We start from the raw sequence: 16,840 nt of genomic DNA, 5'->3' as shown, positions 1-16,840 counted from the left end.
CAGCGGGGTCCGGGGCAGAGCCCCGCGACGTGGGAACGGTCAGCCGCAACGGAACGCTAAGCCGCGAGATCCCGCTCCTCCGCCGGCTCCGCCGAATCGCTCGACTCGGCGAAATCCACCGCCGCCGGCACCGCCGTGGGCGCCCACACGAGTCGGGAGACCCAGCCGGACGCCCGGCCGATCGCCCGCGTCAGCGGCGTCAGCAGCGCAGAGGCGAGCGGCGACAGGAGCAGCGCGACGGCCGTGCCGAGCGCGAACCCGCCGACGACGTCCGTCGGGTAGTGCACGCCCATGAAGACCCGGCAGAACCCTTCGAGCACGGCGAGCCCTATGGCGGCGAGCCCGAGCTTGCGGTGGGCGATGAAGAGCGCCGCTCCGATGGCCATCGCGAGCGTCGCGTGGTCGCTGACGAACGAGAAGTCGGTCTTGCCCTTGACCAGGACCTCGAGCCCGTCGTGGTCCATGAAGGGCCGCGGCCGCTCGACGAAGGACCGGATCGGCACGTTCACGAGGACGGCGACACCGGCGGCGAGCGGCGCCCACACCACGGCGGCCACGGCGGACGCCGCGTCGTCGAGCGACCCGCGCTTCCTCGCGCCCCACCAGCACCACAGCACGAGGAGCACGAGCGCGAGCAGGATCCCGTACTCGCCGACGAACTCCATGGTCCGGTCGAACCAGCGCGGAGCGTCATCGGCCAGGCCGTTGATGTCGTAGAGCAGCGTGACGTCGGGGTTGGATCCGGATGTCCCGGGCGCTTCGAGTGCCACGAGTCCAGCCATAGTTCAGCGGCCCCTTCGTCTTCAGCCACCCCCGTGGTTGTTTTCGATTCAGGTAGAGGAACGCACGGTCCCACCCTCTACGTTCCGCAATCCACCGAACGATCACCCAGACGTTATCGAAGAGAGACACAAACCCGCAGCTCAGGGCCATGACCTAACAGAGAGTTCCAGCCACTCAGACCTCCGGCGAGCCACTCGGCAGCGCCTTCGCGCCGTCCTCCGTGACCCGGGTCGCGCCGAAGTAGTCGGGGGTGTCGATGGGGTCGAAGCGGATGACGGCGCCGGTCCGCGGCGCGTCGATCATGTACCCGCCGCCCACGTAAAGGCCCACGTGGTGAATGGCCCGGCTGTTGCCGAGGTCGTGGGAGAAGAACACGAGGTCCCCGGGAAGCAGCTCGTCCCGCTTCGGATGCGGTCCCGCGTTGTACTGGTCGTTGGCCACGCGCGGCAGCTCGATGTCCACCGTCTCGTACGCGGCCTTGGTCAGTCCCGAGCAATCAAATCGGCCATCTTGGTCCGCCGTGCCGTTCCCGCCCCACAGGTAAGGGGTGCCGAGCTTCTTCTGCGCGAAGTAGATGGCGGCCGCCGCCTGCTGCGAGGGCTGCACGCGCCCGACGGGCCTCGCGAAGGACTTCTCGAGCGTCGTGATGACCTTCACGTAGTTCTGCGTCTCGCGGTACGGCGGCACTCCCCCGTACTTGATGACCGCGTACGAACCCGCGTTGTAGGCGGCGAGCATGTTCTTCGTCTTGTCGCCCGGTGCGTCCTTCACGTACGAGGCGAGTTTGCAGTCGTACGAAGCGGCGGACGGGATCGCGTCGTTCGGGTCCCAGATGTCCTTGTCCCCGTCACCGTCCCCGTCCACGCCGTGCGCGGCCCAGGTCCCGCTGATGAACTGCGCGATGCCGTACGCCTTCGCCGGCGACGTCGCCTTCGGATTGAACCCGCTCTCCTGGTACAGCTGCGCCGCGAGCAGCGCCGGGTTGATCGCGGGGCAGAGGTTCCCCCACTTCTGCACGAGTGGCTGATACGCGGCGGGCACGGCCCCCTTCGCGAGCCCCACGGCCCCCTTGCCGACCCCGCTGCTCAGGCTCCCCGCCGCCATGTACGTCCCGAAGACGAGCAGCGCCACGAACGCCGTCCCCCCGGCGACCGCAGAGCCCGCAAGCATCCACGCCTTACGCACCGTCAACCGCCCTTCGCCACGGGGGAGTCCGGGCACGACCCGCGGCCGGACACACGAGCGCTCAGTTTACGGTCGGGTGGGCCACCCCGTCGGCGACTGTGCCGAACTATCCGCGACCAGCCTTCATTGCCCGGCGTGACCAGGCATGATACACAGAGTAACCGTACGTTCCTTCGCATCCGGAACCGTCCCTCCGGGGCGGTCCCTCAGGCATGGGACCGTAGGAACTCGGCCAAGGAATGGCGCCAAGTGTGCAGGCATCGGAGCCAATCTGGGCAAGAATGGGTCTGACCTCTGCGCTGCGGCAGAGGCGACAGAACTACCCACATGGGGCGGTGAGTTACACATGCTGCTGGCAGCCGAAAAGGGCGATATCTCCACCATCATCGGCGGGATCGCCCCGGACTGGGGCCCGTTCGGGAGCCTGGGCAACGAGGCACGCGTGATGATCGAGGTCGTGATGGCGGTCGCCATCCTGCTGTGCCTCGGCATCGCGATCTGGGGCGCAGCCAAGCAACGGATCGGGGCGACGGCCCTGCGTGACACCTTCAGCGCCGAACAAGGCAAGGGCCTCATCATCGCGGGCCTGACCGGGGTGTTCATCATCGGCTCACTAGGCACGCTGTTCACCATTGTGTACGGCATGGCCGTCTAGCTCCCCGCTGAGGTTGCGTCTCCCTGATGTCGAGTCACCACACCGCGCCCGCGCGGAAACCAGCACGGCTACCGTCGTATGCGGTGGTTCGGCGAAAGGTTGAGGGGGCGTGCGCGCAATGAGTCCTGAGGGTCCACAGGACGACGAGCTCTACGGGGGTTCCGGTCAGACCCGGACGCGGCTCCCGGAGGGTTCCGGCGGCGCCCGCAGACCGGGACGGTCGCCGTCCCGGTCCCTGGTGACCGTGGTCGGCGTCGTGGTGCTGCTCATCGCGGCGATCGCGTTCGCGAACCGCGGCGGGGACGCCTCCGGCGGGTCCGGGTCCGATTCCGCCGGCACGAAGCCGGCGGCGGCCCCCACGGCGCCGACCGGTTCGAAGCCGGTGGCCTCCGGCTTCGGCCACGACGAGCAGGGCGCGCAGTCGGCTGCCGCGAACTATGCGGTGCGGCTCGGTGGTGACGGCATGTTCAACGCCGACCGGCGGCACGGGATCGTGGACGAGCTCTACACGTCCGCGGCGGCCGCCAAGCTCAAGGGCCCGATGGACGATGCGTACTCCACCGAGTTCCTGACCAAGCTGGGCCTCGACGCGGACGGGAACGCGCCCAAGGGCAGCACGTTCGTCTCCCGCACCATTCCGATCGGCACCAAGACGCTCCGGTACGAGGACGACACCGCCAAGGTGTCGGTCTGGTACATGGGGCTCCTCGGCATCTCCGGCACGCGCTCGACCAACCCGGTCGCCACGTCGTGGCAGACCTGGACCTTCCAGCTGCAGTGGACCGACGGCGACTGGAAGATCACCTCCGACTCGCAGAAGAACGGTCCCACCCCTGTCCCCGGCGACGACCGCGCCTCCAACTCCGACGACATCAGCAAGGCCATCGAGGAGTACGGAGGGTTCTCGTATGCCCGGTAACCCACGCCGTGCGCTCAAGCTCGCCGGTCTCGTCACCGCCGTACAGGCCGCGGCCGTCCTGACGGCCACCCGTGCGTTCGCCGCACCCGAGCCGTCCAGCAACCCCTGCGACCTGATCGTCGGTCGCGCCAAGGACTACTGCGAACGCGGCGACGAGAAGTCCGGCACCACCGGAGGTGGTGGCGGGACGCCCGACGTCTCCAACCCGCTCGACCCCCTCTCCAGCCTCGCCAAGGGGTGCGCGGAGGCGGCATCGTGGACCGTCGACCAGCTCAGCAACGCCGTGCAGAAGACGGCCAACGTCGACTTCACCAACCCGAAGTTCCTGCAGCAGTACGCCGTGGTGTTCGCCGCCTCGACGATCCTCACGCTCGTGCTGTGGCTGCTCGCCGTCGCCAAGCGCGCCGTCCGCGGCGTCCCGCTGATGACCGCGATCACGGAGGCCGTCGGCTTCCTCTGGCTCACCGTCCTCGCGTCGGCCTTCACCCCGCTGATCCTCTACACGGTGGTGTCGGCCGCCGACGGGGTCAGTGACGTACTGGCGAAGGCGACGGGCAATCAGACGGACGCGTTCTTCGGGACGTTCTCCGAGGCCCTGAAGAAGGGCGACGGCATCGGCGGCGGACCGATCATGCTGATCGTCGTCTCGCTGGTGTCGATCGTCGCCGCGGGCGTGCTCTACCTGGAGCTGTACCTGCGCGCCGTCCTGCTCTACGTGGGCGCGCTGCTCGGCGTCGTCGTCTACGCGGGGCTCGTCGACAAGAACCTGTGGGGCCACGTCCGCCGCTGGGTCGGAATCATGATCGCGGTCATCCTCGTGAAGCCGGTCATCGTGATCGTCCTTGGGCTCGCCGGCGCGCTGTCCAGCGGAGACAAGGGCCCGGACTCGCTCGCCGCGGTCGTCTCCGGCCTCGCCATCGTGCTGCTCGCCATCTTCGCGAGCGGCATGATCTACCGCTTCGTGCCCGGCTTCGGCGACGAGATGGCCAACGTACGGAAGAACCGGCTCATGCAGGGCGCCGAGGGCAAGGCGGCCGCCGTCATGTCCTCGCCCGCCGCGCTCGTCTCGCAAGGCATCAAGACCCACAGCAGCCGTCAGGACGGCGGGGGTTCGGGCGGTGGCGGAGCCTCCCAGGCCCGTCCCGCCAACCCCGCGTCCGGCGGTGTGGCCGCGCACAGTTCGCGCCCGGCCGCGTCAGGGGGAGGCGGCGGAACTGTCCCCTCCGCCGCACCCCCGCCCCGTACGAGCCCGTCGAAGACCCCGCACGCGAGCAACGACCGCGGGAGCAACAGCGGCAACACCGGCAAGAACGGCAACTGGCAAGGAGGTGCAGGGCGTTGACGACCCAGTCCCACGTGTCCCCTCCGGTCACGCCCCGCCGTACATATCTGATCGGCCGCGCCCGGCCGAACGCGATCGTCGGCAAGAACCGCGAGTCCGGCGAGATCGCGATGATCGTCGTGGGCGCGTTCCTCGGCATGATGTGCGGACTGCTCGTCCCCGTGCTCTCGCTGCGCATCGTGCTGCTCACCGGCTTCCCGATGCTGGCGCTGGCCGCGGTCTACGTCCCGTACAAGGGCCGCACCTTCTACAAATGGTTTGAGATCAACCGCAGTTACAAGCGCTCCCTCAAGCGCGGCACCGCCTACCGTTCCTCCACCATGGAGGCCGGCACCCGGCTCGACGGGCGCGAGGTCGAGATCGGCCCGCCGCCCGGCATCGGCAGGCTCACGTGGCTGGCCGCGCCGTTCGGACCCGACGAGATCGCGGTGCTGCTGCACGCGGACCGCCGCACCGTCACCGCCGCCATCGAGATCGAGGGCCCCGGCGTCGGCCTGCGCGACTCGGAGGACCAGGAGGCGCTGGTCGACCGGTTCGGCACGCTCCTCAAGCACGTGGCGAACGGCGACGGGTTCGTGACCCGGCTCCAGATGCTGGCCCGCACGCTGCCCGCCGACCCGGACGCGCACGCCAAGGACGTCGCCGTGCGCGGCGACGACCGCTCGCTCGGCTGGCTGCAGAAGTCGTACGACCAGCTCCAGTCGATGGTCTCCACGAGCAGCGAGCAGCACCGCGCGTACCTCGTGGCCTGCATGCACTACACCCGCGACCTGGCCGCCGAGGCCAACGCGATGGCCCGCGCCACCCGCCCCAAGGGCGGCAGGAAGGTCGACAAGGACGCCGGGCTCGCCGTCGTCATGGCGCGCGAACTGACCGACATCTGCTCCCGGTTGCAGGAGGCCGACATCCGTGTGCGGCAGCCGCTCGGGCAGGGCCGGCTCGCGTCGCTGATCCACTCCATGTACGACCCGGACCACCCCATCGACCACATCCAGGCGATGTCGAAGCGGAACGCCTGGCCGGCCGAGCTCGACGCCATGGAGCCGACGTTCCTGCAGGCCAAGACGCGCGAGTCGGCGACGCGTGCGCCCTGGTGCCACGCCACGGCGTGGGTCAAGGAGTGGCCGATGACGCCGGTCGGCGTGAACTTCCTGGCCCCTCTGCTGGTCCACACCCCGGACGTCATCAGGACCGTCGCGGTGACGATGGACCTCGAACCCACCGAGGTCGCCATCGAGCGGATGCTGACCGAGAAGACCAACGACGAGGCGGAGGCGTCCCGCGCCGCCAAGATGAACCGGACCGTCGACCCCCGCGACATCGCCGCCCACGGCCGCCTCGACCAGCGCGGCGAGGACCTGGCGAGCGGCGCGGCCGGAGTCAACCTCGTCGGGTACATCACGGTCTCCTCCCGCAATCCGGACTCGCTGGCCCGCGACAAGCGCACCATCCGCGCCTCGGCGGGCAAGTCGTACCTGAAGCTGGAGTGGTGCGACCGCGAGCACCACCGGGCGTTCGTGAACACCCTGCCGTTCGCCACCGGCATCCGCCGATGACCCCGATGGTCCCGATGTTCCTGATGTCCGCCGACACGGCCGGAAGGTAGGCGCTGCACTATGCGGGATCCGCTGTCCGCTCTCACCGATGCCTTCACCGCGTTCCTGTTCGGGAAGGTGGAGACGACCCGGCTTCCGGTGCGTACGTCGACGGGGCAGGCGCAGGCCGTCTATCTGCCGACGGCCGCGCCCGGCCTCGGCGACTCCGGCGTGATCATCGGACGCGAGGTGTACTCCGGCAAGGGCTACATCTACGACCCCTTCCAGCTCTACGGTCAGCAGCTCCCGGCCCCCCACTGGCTGGTCCTCGGCGAGTCCGGGAACGGCAAGTCGGCGCTCGAGAAGACGTACGTGCTGCGGCAGTTGAGGTTCAAGGACCGCCAGGTCGTCGTCCTCGACGCGCAGGGCGAGGACGGCGTCGGCGAGTGGAACCTCATCGCCGAGGAGCTGGGCATAACTCCCATCCGGCTCGACCCGACGGCCGCCCTGGACATGGGGATCCGGCTCAACCCGCTGGACCCCGCGATCACCACGACGGGCCAGCTGGCGCTGCTGCGCACCATCATCGAGGTCGCGCTCGGGCACGGCCTCGACGAGCGCTCCGGCTTCGCTCTGAAGGTCGCGCACGCGTACGTGAACGAGACGATCGTCGAGCGCCAGCCGGTGCTCACCGACATCGTCGAGCAACTGCGCCACCCCGAACCGGAGTCGGCCGAGGCCATGAACGTGGCCCTGGAGGACGTCCGCGCCTGGGGTCTCGACGTGGCGCTGGTCATCGACCGGCTCGTCGACGGCGACCTGCGCGGCATGTTCGACGGCCCGACGACGGTCGGCATCGACCTGGACGCCCCGCTGATCGTCTTCGACCTCTCCCACATCGACCGCAACTCGATCGCGATGCCGATCCTGATGGCGATCGTCGGCGTGTGGCTGGAGCACACCTGGATCCGCCCCGACCGGAAGAAGCGCATCTTCCTGGTCGAGGAGGCCTGGCACATCATCAACAGCCCCTTCGTGGCCCAGCTCTTCCAGCGCCTGCTGAAGTTCGGCCGGCGGCTCGGCCTGTCCTTCGTGGCGGTCGTCCACCACCTGAGCGACGTGGTCGACGGCGCGGCCGCCAAGGAAGCGGCGGCGATCCTGAAGATGGCCTCCACGAGGACGATCTACGCCCAGAAGGCGGACGAGGCGAGAGCCACGGGCCGGGTGCTCGGGCTGCCACGGTGGGCGGTCGAGATCATCCCGACGCTCTCCCCCGGCATCGCCGTCTGGGACGTCAACGGCAACGTTCAGGTGGTCAAACACCTGGTCACCGAGACCGAACGCCCACTGGTGTTCACCGACCGCGCCATGACGGAGGCGTCCGCCGAGCCGCTCCTGGACGACGCGCTGCACGCGGCCGAGCTGGAGGCCGAGGAGCGGGCGGCCGCGTTCGTGGAGCAGCGGCTGGGCGGCTCCGAGTCCACAGTGGCGTGAGAACGGCGGCATGAGAACGGTGGCATGACAGGAATGCGGGACGAGCGGGGGCGCCGGATGGAGCGCGACGACCGGGAGGGGCGCGGCCGGGGCGGCGTGCCCGACGGGCTGCTGATCGGGATCCTGGCGTTTCTGCTGGGCATGACGATCCTGGTGTGGACGGCGACGGGCCTCGCGGGGCTCTTCGCGAAGGGCGCGTGGCCGACGGGCGTGACGTTCGGCCATACGCCGCTGGCCCTGCGCTCGCTGATCACCCGCCCCCACGACATCCCCGGCGCCTGGCCGAGCACCCCCGCGACGGAACTCTCCGGCTACGGCCTGGTCTGGGGCCTGGTCATCGGCCAGCTGATGGTCCTGGTGGTCCTCACGGTCTTCGTGGCGGGAACGTTCGCTCGGTGGCGGGCGCTCCGTAAGCAGCGTGTCGAACCGGAGGCGTCGGCAAAACAAGCCCCTCCGGCTGTCGAGCGCGAAGTGCCGGTATTTCAAGCCCCTCCGGCGATTGAGGAGCGGGGTCCGGGGCAGAGCCCCGAGGCCGCAACCCCGGTACCCGCAACGGAACCGGTACCCGCAACCACACCCGTTCCCGCCCAACGCGGACCCGTCCACCTCGGCCCCCCGTCCGACCGCCACCCCCTCGCCGTAGAGGCCATCCAGGACGCCGAGGGCCCGGTCCTCGTCATCACGTCGGCACCGGAGGTCTGGTCGGAGACCAAGGACGCCCGCGCCAAACTCGGCCCCGTCCTCCTCTACGACCCCACCCACCGCTGCGACACCCCCGCCCGCATGCACTGGAACCCGGCCTCCGGCTGCACCGACAAGGAGACCGCCGCCCAGCGCGCCACCGCCCTGCTCGCCCCCATAAGGCCCACGGCCAAACTGGACTCGGCCCTCGCCGAAACCGCCGACACCCTGCTGCGCAGCTACCTGCACGCCGCCGCCGTCGACGGCAAACCGTTCCGCCACGTCCACCGCTGGGCCCAGGGCACCCAGGTCCAGGACGCCGTACGCATCCTCCGTACGAACCAGAAGGCGGCCGCCGGCACCGCGGGCGAACTCGAAGCGGCCCTGACCTCGCACCCCGAACGCCGCGACATGGCTCAGGAGTTGACCGCTCGCGCCCTGTCCTCACTGTTCTCGGTGCACATCCGTGAGGCCTGCACACCCAACCGAACGGATGCGCTCACTCTGGATTCCTTCGTGAACGAAGGGGGCACGCTTTATGTGGTCGGTGAACCCATCGAGGACCCGAAGGGGCAGCCGGGCGCGATGCCCCTGCTCACGGCCCTCGCCTCGAGCGTGGTCGAGCACGGCCGCCGCGTGGCCGAACGGTCACCTGCCGGCCGGCTCGACCCACCAATGACGTTCGTCCTCGACGACGTCGCGGCGGTGGCTCCGCTTCCCCAGCTGCCGGAGCTGCTGGCCACCGGAGCGGACCGGGGTCTGGTCACCCTGGCCCTGCTCCGGTCCAGGGAACAGGGCCGCACCCGCTGGCCGGACGCCGAACTCCCGCTGGGCTAGGGCCTAACGCCCGTACAGCTTCAGGAACACCGCGAGCCCGCTGCGCACCCGGGCGTCGACCTCGTCGGCGGAGATCGGCACCACCCCGAAGAACGTGTCCACCGTGACCGACCCGGGGATCAGCAGCAGGAAGTGCCGCGCGGCCTCCGCCGAGTTGTCCTCGTCGACCGCCAGGTGCCCCTGCTCGCCGAGCATGAGAAGCGCCTTGCGCACCGCTTCCCCGGTCCCCCGGGGGCCGATCCGCTGCCACTCCTCGATGACGTCGGTGGGCAGGTGCGAGCCCTCGGAGATGATGTGCCGCACGAGCAGCATGTGCGGCTCGTGGTCGCCGCGCCGCCCCATCCACTCGCGGGCGAGCGCGAGGAGGTCCGCCCCCACGTCCGTCACTTTGCCCAAGTGCCGCTCGATGAGCGCGACATGAGCGGCCGTCACATTGGCGGCGCTGTCGAGCAGCACCTCCCGGAAGAGGTTCTCCTTGCCGCCGAAGTGGTTGTAGAGCGTGCGCGTCGAGACCCCGGCCTCGGCCGCGATCTCGTCGATCCCGGCGCGCGTGTACCCCTCGCGCCCGAAGACGGTCCGCGCCCCGCGCAGCAGCGCCTGCCGCTTCTCGACCGTGCCCTTGCGTTCCCGTTCCTGCACCATGCCCGCTCTCCTCCGCTCACGCCCAGCCTAGGCACAGAGACCTAGGTACAACGACGGTTGCACTTCTTACAACCACCGTTGTACTTTACCGGCATGGCAACCGAACCCCAGGCTTCGGCGGCCCGCGAAGTCGGCGGCAGCCGCTCCACGTTCACTCTCCTCGTCGTCCTCCTCGGCATGCTCACGCTGCCGATGGCCATGTCCGGCACCACGGTCGCCCTCCCGCGCATCGGCGCCGACCTCGACGCCACGGGCGCCGCGCTCCAGTGGGTGGTCGTCGGCTACTTCCTCGCCGCGTCCTCGTTCATGCTGGTCGCGGGCTCGCTCGGCGACCTCTACGGGCGCCGCCGGATCCTCACGGCGGGCGCAGCCCTCTACACGGCCGGCACCCTCGCCTCGGCCCTCGCGCAGAACATCCTGCTCCTGGACGCGGCCCGGATCCTGTCCGGCATCGGCGCCGCGGGCGTGATGGCCAGCGGCAGCTCGCTGCTCGCCGCGACCTTCACGGGCCCCGCCCGCACCCGCGTCTTCGCCTCCCTCGGCACCACGGCGGGCCTCGGCCTCGCCTTCGGCCCGACGTTCTCCGGCTGGCTCGTGGACGCGGTCGGCTGGCGCGCCACCTTCCTGTCGTACGTGGCCGTGGGCGCCGTCATCGTCATCGGCACCCGCCTCATGCCCGAGTCCCGGGCGGACACCGGCCCGCGCGTCGACAAGGCAGGCGCAGCCACCTTCATCGCAGGCCTCGCCCTGGCCCTCTACGCGATCACGCAGGGCTCCAAGTCCGGCTGGACGGCGGCCCCGACCCTCGTCCCGGCCGCCGCCTCCCTCGCCCTCCTGATCACGTTCGTACGCGTCGAACGCCGACTCGTCCGCACCGGCGAGGGCCGCCCGATCCTCGACCTGCGCCTGGCCCGCAACCCGGCGTTCCTCGGCTGGGCGGTCGGCTCCTTCGGGCTCGGCGCGGGCACCACCGGCGTCCTCACCTTCCTGCCGACCTACCTCCAGGGCGCGAACGGCACGTCGGCCCGCGCGGCCGGCCTCACGCTCCTGCTGATGACGGTGCCGGTCCTGGCCCTGCCCCCGCTCGGCGCCCGTCTCGTGAACCGGGGCGTGCGGGCCCGCCATCTCCTGGTGCTGTCCCTGCTCCTGCTGGCCGCCGGCAACGCGTGGCTGACGACGCTCCACCCGGGCATCGGCGTCCTGGAACTCGCGGGCCCCCTGCTCACCATCGGCGCGGGCCAGGGCCTGTCCATCGGCATCATCGACGCCCAGGCCATGTCGATGGTCGCCCCGTCCGAGGTCGGCATGGCCTCCGGCTTCCTCAACACGGTCCGCGGCGGCACCGGCGCCATCATGCTCACGATCTTCGGCGCCCTCCTCCTGGCGGCCCTGCAACCCCGGGTGGGCTCACCGGACCTGGCGGCAGCCATCACGGCAGGCACCCCCGGCCACGCCCAGCAATTCACGGAGGCGTGGCAGGTGACGCTGTGGACGATCACGGCCCTGATGACAGCACTCGCACTCCTGGTGAACCGACTTCTGTCCACAGCTGTGGGCAGCCATTCCGCCCCCGCTGTGGGCAACGAGTCCACCCCCGCTGTGGGCAGGCGTTCCGCACGGCGGAACGGGTGGGCACAGCCCCCGTCGCCGCGCAACGAAACAACCACGCAAACCAAGTCGACCTGATCACCCCAACCACGGAGGACCGAAACAATGACCAGCACCGCGACCACCACCCCGCTCCGAGTGGGCGTCATCGTCGGATCAACCCGAGACGGCCGCCTCGCCCCCACGGTGAGCACCTGGTTCACGACCCAGGCCGAACGCCACACCCCCGACACCCACTACGACGTCATCGACCTGACCGACCTGGACCTCCCCGACGCCCACCCCGCCTGGGGCCACACCCCCACCCCGGCCCAAGCGGAGCTCTCCGCCCGCGTGGACGCCGCAGACGCCTACGTGGTGATCACCCCCGAGTACAACCACAGCTTCCCGGCCCACCTGAAGCACTTCATCGACCTGCACCGCGACGAGTGGAAGGCCAAGCCCGTCGGCTTCGTCTCGTACGGCGGCGTCGGCGGCGGCCTGCGCGCCGTGGAACAACTCCGCCTGGTCTTCGCCGAACTGCACTGCGCGACGATCCGCGACGGCGTCAGCTTCCACCAGGCCCACGGCGGCCTCTTCACCGAGGACGGCCCGGCCCACGACGAGCAGGGCGCGGCCGGCGCCGCCAAGGTCATGCTCGACCAACTGGCCTGGTGGGCCCACGCCCTCCGGACGGCGCGCACCCAACACCCGTACAGCTAGGGCTGCTTGAGCTCCATCTCGCGGTCCACCTTCGAGGGGTCGCCCGGATTCGGGGCGACCCCTCCCGTGCGGACGAAGCCGAACTTCCGGTAGAAGCCCTCGGCCCGCCCGTTGTCCTCATGGACGTACAGCCGCACCCGCGTCACGCCCTCAAGACCGAACGCCCACTCCACGGCCGCGGAGAACAGCGCCCCCGCAAGCCCGCTCCCCCGCGCCCCGGGCCGTACGTAGACCGCGACGAGCTGCGCCTGGCGCCGCTCGACGGGCTGCCCGAAGAAGTCCAGGGAGCCCGCCTCCTCCACGAGCACCACCACGTTGCCGTCCCAGCGCCCGCCCTCGGCGTTCTCCGCCACGAACTGCAGCGCCGTCGTCCCGTGCGCGGCCCGCTCGGCCCGCCCCCGCCAGAACTCGTCCGGCTGCGCCGCCGCCTCCTCGTACGTCTCCAGGAACGCGAGCGGCGCCCCCGGATCCCGCAGCGCCGCGAGCCGCAGCTCCTTCGCAGCACGCCACTCGTCGGCCCGCACGGGTCTGATCACGTAGTCCATGCGCCGCACCCTAAGGGCCCGTAGTACCCCGGTACTACGGCATTGCCGCAGCTCGATGCCCCGGTCCGACGCCCGCGGGGCCCCGCCCGCGGCACCGTACTCCCATGACGATCCGATCCCACGGCCTCACCAAACGCTACGGCGACAAGACCGTCGTCGAGGACCTCACCTTCACGGTCGAGCCCGGCACGGTCACCGGCTTCCTCGGCCCCAACGGCGCGGGCAAGTCCACGACCATGCGCATGCTGCTCGGCCTCGACACCCCGACCGCGGGCCGCGCCACCATCGGCGGCCGCGCCTACGCCACCCACCCCGCGCCGCTCACCGAGGTCGGCGCCCTCCTGGAGGCCAAGGCCGTCCACCCGGGACGCACCGCCTTCCACCACCTCATGGCGCTCGCCCTGACGCACGGCATCCCGCGCTCCCGCGTCGAGCACGTGCTCGACCTCGCGGGCCTCACAGAGGTGGCCCACAAGCGGGTCAAGGGCTTCTCCCTCGGCATGGGCCAGCGCCTCGGCATCGCGGCGGCGCTCCTCGGCGACCCGGCCACGATCATCCTCGACGAGCCGGTCAACGGCCTCGACCCCGAGGGCGTTCTGTGGATCCGCACCCTCCTCAAGTCCCTCGCCCAGCAAGGCCGCACCGTCCTGGTCTCCTCCCACCTCATGTCCGAGATGGCGCTGACGGCCGAGCACCTGGTCGTGATCGGCCGTGGCCGCCTCCTCGCGGACACGACGGTCACCGATCTCGTACGCGAATCAGGAGCGGCCTACGTGAAGGTGGTGACGCCCGAGGCGGACCGCCTGCGCGCCCTCCTGGCCGCCGCCGACATCAGCATCGACCGCCCGGACGGCGAGGCGCCCGACACCCTCCACGTCCGCGGACTCGACGCCCCCGACATCGGCAGGCTCGCCGCCGCGAGCGGCCTCCCGCTCTTCGAACTCACCCCGCGGACAGCCTCGTTGGAGCAGGCCTTCATGGACCTCACCCACGACGCCGTCGAGTACCAGGCGACCACGAAGCCCTCGGCAGGAGTAGCAGCATGACCACGACCACAACCCTCCCGGCTACGTCCTACGCGGTGACCCCGGCCCGGATCCTGCACGCCGAATGGCACAAGCTCCGCACCCTGCGCTCCACTTGGTGGACGCTGGGGGTCTCCGTCGCCCTCGTCGTCTCCGTCGGCCTGATGATGGGTTCGACGTACGACGGCGACGACGCGAACATCGACACCGTCGTCTTCACACTCTTCGGCAGCCAGATGTCCCAGATCTGCATCGCGGTGCTCGGCATCCTGATCACGGCGAGCGAGTACTCGACGGGCCTGGTCCGCGCCACGATGGCGGCGGTACCGCGCAGACTGCCGGTCCTGTGGGCCAAGGCCGGCGTCTTCACGGCCCTCGCCTTCACGGTCACCTTCACCACGAACCTCGTCACGTTCCTGCTCGCCCAGATCTGGCTCTCCGACAGCGACAAGGCCCTGTCCCTCACGGACTCCGGCGTCCTGCGCGCCCTCGCGGGCAACGCCGCGGGCATCACGCTGCTCAGCCTCATCGCCCTCGGCCTGGGCGCGCTGTGCCGCTCCGTACCGGCCGCGATCGGCGCGTTCGTCGGCGGCGTCATGATCCTGCCCGAGGTGCTCCAGATGATCAGCAACGACGCCGTGCAGAGCGCCGTGAAGTACTTCCCGTCCAAGTCGGCGGAGTCCCTCGGCTCGATCATCCCGGTGGCCGACCACAACGCCCCCGGCACCGGGCTTCTCTCCCTCATGGTGTGGGCCGCCGTCGTCCTCACGGCGGCCGGGCTGCTTCTCAAGCGCCGCGACGTGTGACCAGGATGTCCACGTGACCCCGCCACAGCCCCGTACCAGCCAGTTCCTGCACCGCAGCACACAGCGGGTGCGCGCCTACGACGGGCGCCACCCGCTGGTCTGGGACGTCGTGGTGACGGTGGCCTTCGTGACGGCCGCCCTCACCGACGGCGCGGGCGGCTGGCGCACCACGGCCGCGGACCCACACGTCGCGGAGTGGCTGGTGCTGCTCATGAGCCTCGGCCTGTCCGTCCCACTGCTGTGGCGCCGCCGCCACCCGCTCCCCGCCCTCGCGGTGATGGTGGCGACAGCCCTGGTCAGCAACTGGACGGGGGCCTGGCTGCAGATCGCCTTCGCCCAGTACGTCGTCGTCTTCAACATCGCGCTACGGCAGTCCCTGCGGACACTCGGCGCGACGGCGGCCCTGACCGTGCTGCCCATGCTGGTGAGCTTCTTCCGCTTCCCGGGCGCCAGTTGGGACGAGCTGATCGTGCCGCAGCTGTGGTCCCTCGCGATGGTCTGCCTCGCCGGCCTCGCCGTCCGCTCCCGCCAGGACTACACCCGGGCCCTCGTCGACCGGGCCCGCCGGCTCGAGGTCGAGAGCGACCAGCAGGCCCGCCTCGCGGCCGCCGCCGAACGCGCCCGCATCGCCCGCGAGATGCACGACATCATCGGCCACAACCTCTCCGTCATCACCGGCCTCGCCGACGGCGGCTCGTACGCGGCCACCCGCAACCCGGAACGCGCGGGCCAGGCCCTCACCGCCATCGCCACCACCAGCCGCCAGGCCCTCACGGAACTCCGCCGACTCCTGGACGTCCTGGGCGACGAGCCTTCTTCTACGCCGGCGGAGCTGACCCCGGCGCCGGCGCTCGCCGACCTCGACTCCCTGATCGACGGCGTACGTTCGGCAGGTCTCCCGGTCCTCAGGAAGGTCGAGGGCGAACCGGCGCCGCTGCCCGCGGGCCTGGAACTCACGGTGTACCGCGTGGTCCAGGAGGCCCTCACCAACACCCTGAAGCACGGCGGCCCTTCGGCCACCTCCGAGCTGCTCGTCTCGTACACGGCCGACGCGGTGACGGTGACCGTCACGGACACCGGCCGCGGCGGCGCCGCCGTCGCCGACAACCACGGGACCGGCCGCGGCCTCGCGGGCATGCGCGAGCGAACCGCCCTGTACCGAGGCACACTTGAGGCCGGCCCACGACCGGCCGGCGGCTGGCGGGTGCGCCTCCGCGTCCCGATCCCCATCCCGGAAGGGCCCACTCCGTGACGACCGTGCTCATCGTCGACGACCAGCCGATGCAGCGCTTCGGCTTCCGCATGCTCCTGGAGAGCCAGGACGACCTGAGCATCGTGGGCGAGGCCGGTACGGGCACGGAGGCGGTCCGCCTCGCGGCCGAGCTCGCCCCCGACGTGGTCCTGATGGACATCCGCATGCCCGGCATGGACGGCATCGAGGCGACGCGCCGCATCATCGCGAAGTCGGCGGAGAACGGCTCGGCGGGCGGCCCGCGCATCCTCATCCTCACGACGTTCGACATGGACGAGTACGCGTACGCGGGCCTGCGCGCGGGCGCCTCCGGCTTCCTCATCAAGGACGCGCTCCCGGAGGAACTCCTCGCGGGCATCCGCGCGGTGGCGGCCGGCGACGCGATCGTCGCCCCCAGCCTCACCCGCCGCCTCCTCGACGCGTACGTCCAGCATCTCCCGGCGGCCGCGGGCGCTCCGCCGGTGCCCGATCCGCGCATCGCCTCCCTGACGGACCGCGAACGCGAGATCCTCACGGTGATCGCCCAGGGCTGGAGCAACGCCGAGGTCGCCGAACGCCTGCACCTCGCCGAATCGACGGTGAAGACCCATGTCTCCCGCATCCTCGCGAAGACGGGAGCGCGGGACAGAGTGCAGGCGGTGATCGTGGCGTACGACGCGAAACTGGTGGAGCCGGCCTGAGAAAGGCCCCTAAACGCAGAAAAGCCCCGTGCCAATGGCACGGGGCTTTTCTTTAAAAATAGTTCGGCGGCGTCCTACTCTCCCACAGGGTCCCCCCTGCAGTACCATCGGCGCTGTGAGGCTTAGCTTCCGGGTTCGGAATGTAACCG

The 16,840-nt window shown here is 70.5% G+C and carries 16 protein-coding genes and 1 rRNA gene; 12 read left to right on the top strand and 5 right to left on the bottom strand.

From position 1 onward, the window contains the following. Positions 1-56: 56 nt before the first annotated feature. Together ACZ7L4_RS19545 and ACZ7L4_RS19540 are read right to left on the bottom strand one after the other, a co-directional pair. Positions 57-782, bottom strand: coding sequence for a phosphatase PAP2 family protein (locus ACZ7L4_RS19545; RefSeq protein ID WP_472104106.1), 726 nt, complete (start codon positions 780-782; stop codon positions 57-59). Positions 783-957: 175 nt separating this feature from the next. After that, complete coding sequence (locus ACZ7L4_RS19540; protein WP_472104104.1) at positions 958-1,974, bottom strand: C40 family peptidase; 1,017 nt, start codon at positions 1,972-1,974, stop codon at positions 958-960. Positions 1,975-2,314: 340 nt separating this feature from the next. Here ACZ7L4_RS19540 and ACZ7L4_RS19535 point away from each other — a divergent pair, with 340 nt between their 5' ends. The 6 genes from ACZ7L4_RS19535 (at position 2,315) to ACZ7L4_RS19510 (ending at position 9,431) form a co-directional block, all read left to right on the top strand. Continuing rightward, entirely contained in the window at positions 2,315-2,623 is a 309-nt protein-coding gene (locus ACZ7L4_RS19535; RefSeq protein ID WP_327662290.1) for a hypothetical protein, read from the top strand. Between the two features lie 118 nt (positions 2,624-2,741). Further along, positions 2,742-3,542 carry a DUF8175 domain-containg protein gene (locus ACZ7L4_RS19530; RefSeq protein WP_472104102.1) on the top strand — a complete coding sequence of 267 codons (801 nt, stop codon included), beginning with the start codon at positions 2,742-2,744 and terminating at the stop codon, positions 3,540-3,542. Further along, complete coding sequence (locus tag ACZ7L4_RS19525; protein WP_472104100.1) at positions 3,532-4,884, top strand: hypothetical protein; 1,353 nt, start codon at positions 3,532-3,534, stop codon at positions 4,882-4,884. The genes ACZ7L4_RS19530 and ACZ7L4_RS19525 overlap by 11 nt, the downstream gene beginning before the upstream one ends. Continuing rightward, positions 4,881-6,440, top strand: coding sequence for an SCO6880 family protein (locus tag ACZ7L4_RS19520; RefSeq protein ID WP_472104098.1), 1,560 nt, complete (start codon positions 4,881-4,883; stop codon positions 6,438-6,440). Before ACZ7L4_RS19525 ends, ACZ7L4_RS19520 begins: the two co-directional genes overlap by 4 nt. Before the next feature lie 60 nt (positions 6,441-6,500). Further along, positions 6,501-7,913, top strand: a complete 1,413-nt coding sequence (locus tag ACZ7L4_RS19515; RefSeq protein ID WP_472104096.1) for an ATP-binding protein — start codon at positions 6,501-6,503, stop codon at positions 7,911-7,913. Positions 7,914-7,970: 57 nt separating this feature from the next. Continuing rightward, positions 7,971-9,431, top strand: coding sequence for a type IV secretory system conjugative DNA transfer family protein (locus ACZ7L4_RS19510; protein WP_472105583.1), 1,461 nt, complete (start codon positions 7,971-7,973; stop codon positions 9,429-9,431). Positions 9,432-9,434: 3 nt separating this feature from the next. On the opposite strand, the gene ACZ7L4_RS19505 is transcribed toward ACZ7L4_RS19510, so the two are convergent. Beyond that, complete coding sequence (locus ACZ7L4_RS19505; RefSeq protein ID WP_472104095.1) at positions 9,435-10,073, bottom strand: TetR/AcrR family transcriptional regulator; 639 nt, start codon at positions 10,071-10,073, stop codon at positions 9,435-9,437. Between the two features lie 93 nt (positions 10,074-10,166). On the opposite strand from ACZ7L4_RS19505, the gene ACZ7L4_RS19500 reads away from it, so the two are divergent. Next, the gene (locus ACZ7L4_RS19500) at positions 10,167-11,759 is read left to right on the top strand and encodes an MFS transporter (RefSeq protein ID WP_472104093.1); all 1,593 of its coding nucleotides are present in this window, start codon (positions 10,167-10,169) and stop codon (positions 11,757-11,759) included. Positions 11,760-11,786: 27 nt separating this feature from the next. After that, positions 11,787-12,383, top strand: coding sequence for an NADPH-dependent FMN reductase (locus ACZ7L4_RS19495; protein WP_472104091.1), 597 nt, complete (start codon positions 11,787-11,789; stop codon positions 12,381-12,383). Here the strand turns inward: ACZ7L4_RS19495 and ACZ7L4_RS19490 are convergent. Then, positions 12,380-12,928, bottom strand: a complete 549-nt coding sequence (locus ACZ7L4_RS19490; protein WP_472104089.1) for a GNAT family N-acetyltransferase — start codon at positions 12,926-12,928, stop codon at positions 12,380-12,382. The genes ACZ7L4_RS19495 and ACZ7L4_RS19490 overlap by 4 nt on opposite strands. 104 nt (positions 12,929-13,032) lie before the next feature. On the opposite strand from ACZ7L4_RS19490, the gene ACZ7L4_RS19485 reads away from it, so the two are divergent. The 4 genes from ACZ7L4_RS19485 to ACZ7L4_RS19470 are packed head-to-tail and all read left to right on the top strand — an operon-like array spanning position 13,033 to position 16,691. After that, positions 13,033-13,974 carry an ABC transporter ATP-binding protein gene (locus tag ACZ7L4_RS19485; protein WP_472104088.1) on the top strand — a complete coding sequence of 314 codons (942 nt, stop codon included), beginning with the start codon at positions 13,033-13,035 and terminating at the stop codon, positions 13,972-13,974. After that, positions 13,971-14,759 carry an ABC transporter permease gene (locus ACZ7L4_RS19480; RefSeq protein WP_472104086.1) on the top strand — a complete coding sequence of 263 codons (789 nt, stop codon included), beginning with the start codon at positions 13,971-13,973 and terminating at the stop codon, positions 14,757-14,759. Before ACZ7L4_RS19485 ends, ACZ7L4_RS19480 begins: the two co-directional genes overlap by 4 nt. A 13-nt stretch (positions 14,760-14,772) precedes the next feature. Further along, positions 14,773-16,011 (top strand): sensor histidine kinase, encoded by a 1,239-nt coding sequence (locus ACZ7L4_RS19475; protein WP_472104084.1) that lies wholly within the window; start codon positions 14,773-14,775, stop codon positions 16,009-16,011. Beyond that, the gene (locus tag ACZ7L4_RS19470; protein WP_472104082.1) at positions 16,008-16,691 is read left to right on the top strand and encodes a response regulator; all 684 of its coding nucleotides are present in this window, start codon (positions 16,008-16,010) and stop codon (positions 16,689-16,691) included. Before ACZ7L4_RS19475 ends, ACZ7L4_RS19470 begins: the two co-directional genes overlap by 4 nt. A gap of 61 nt (positions 16,692-16,752) precedes the next feature. Here the strand turns inward: ACZ7L4_RS19470 and rrf are convergent. Next, positions 16,753-16,840, bottom strand: a 5S ribosomal RNA gene (gene rrf, locus ACZ7L4_RS19465); the annotation flags it as partial.

This window comes from Streptomyces sp. NPDC107575 (genome assembly GCF_055657265.1).
This window is presented reverse-complemented; position numbering and strand designations above follow the sequence as displayed.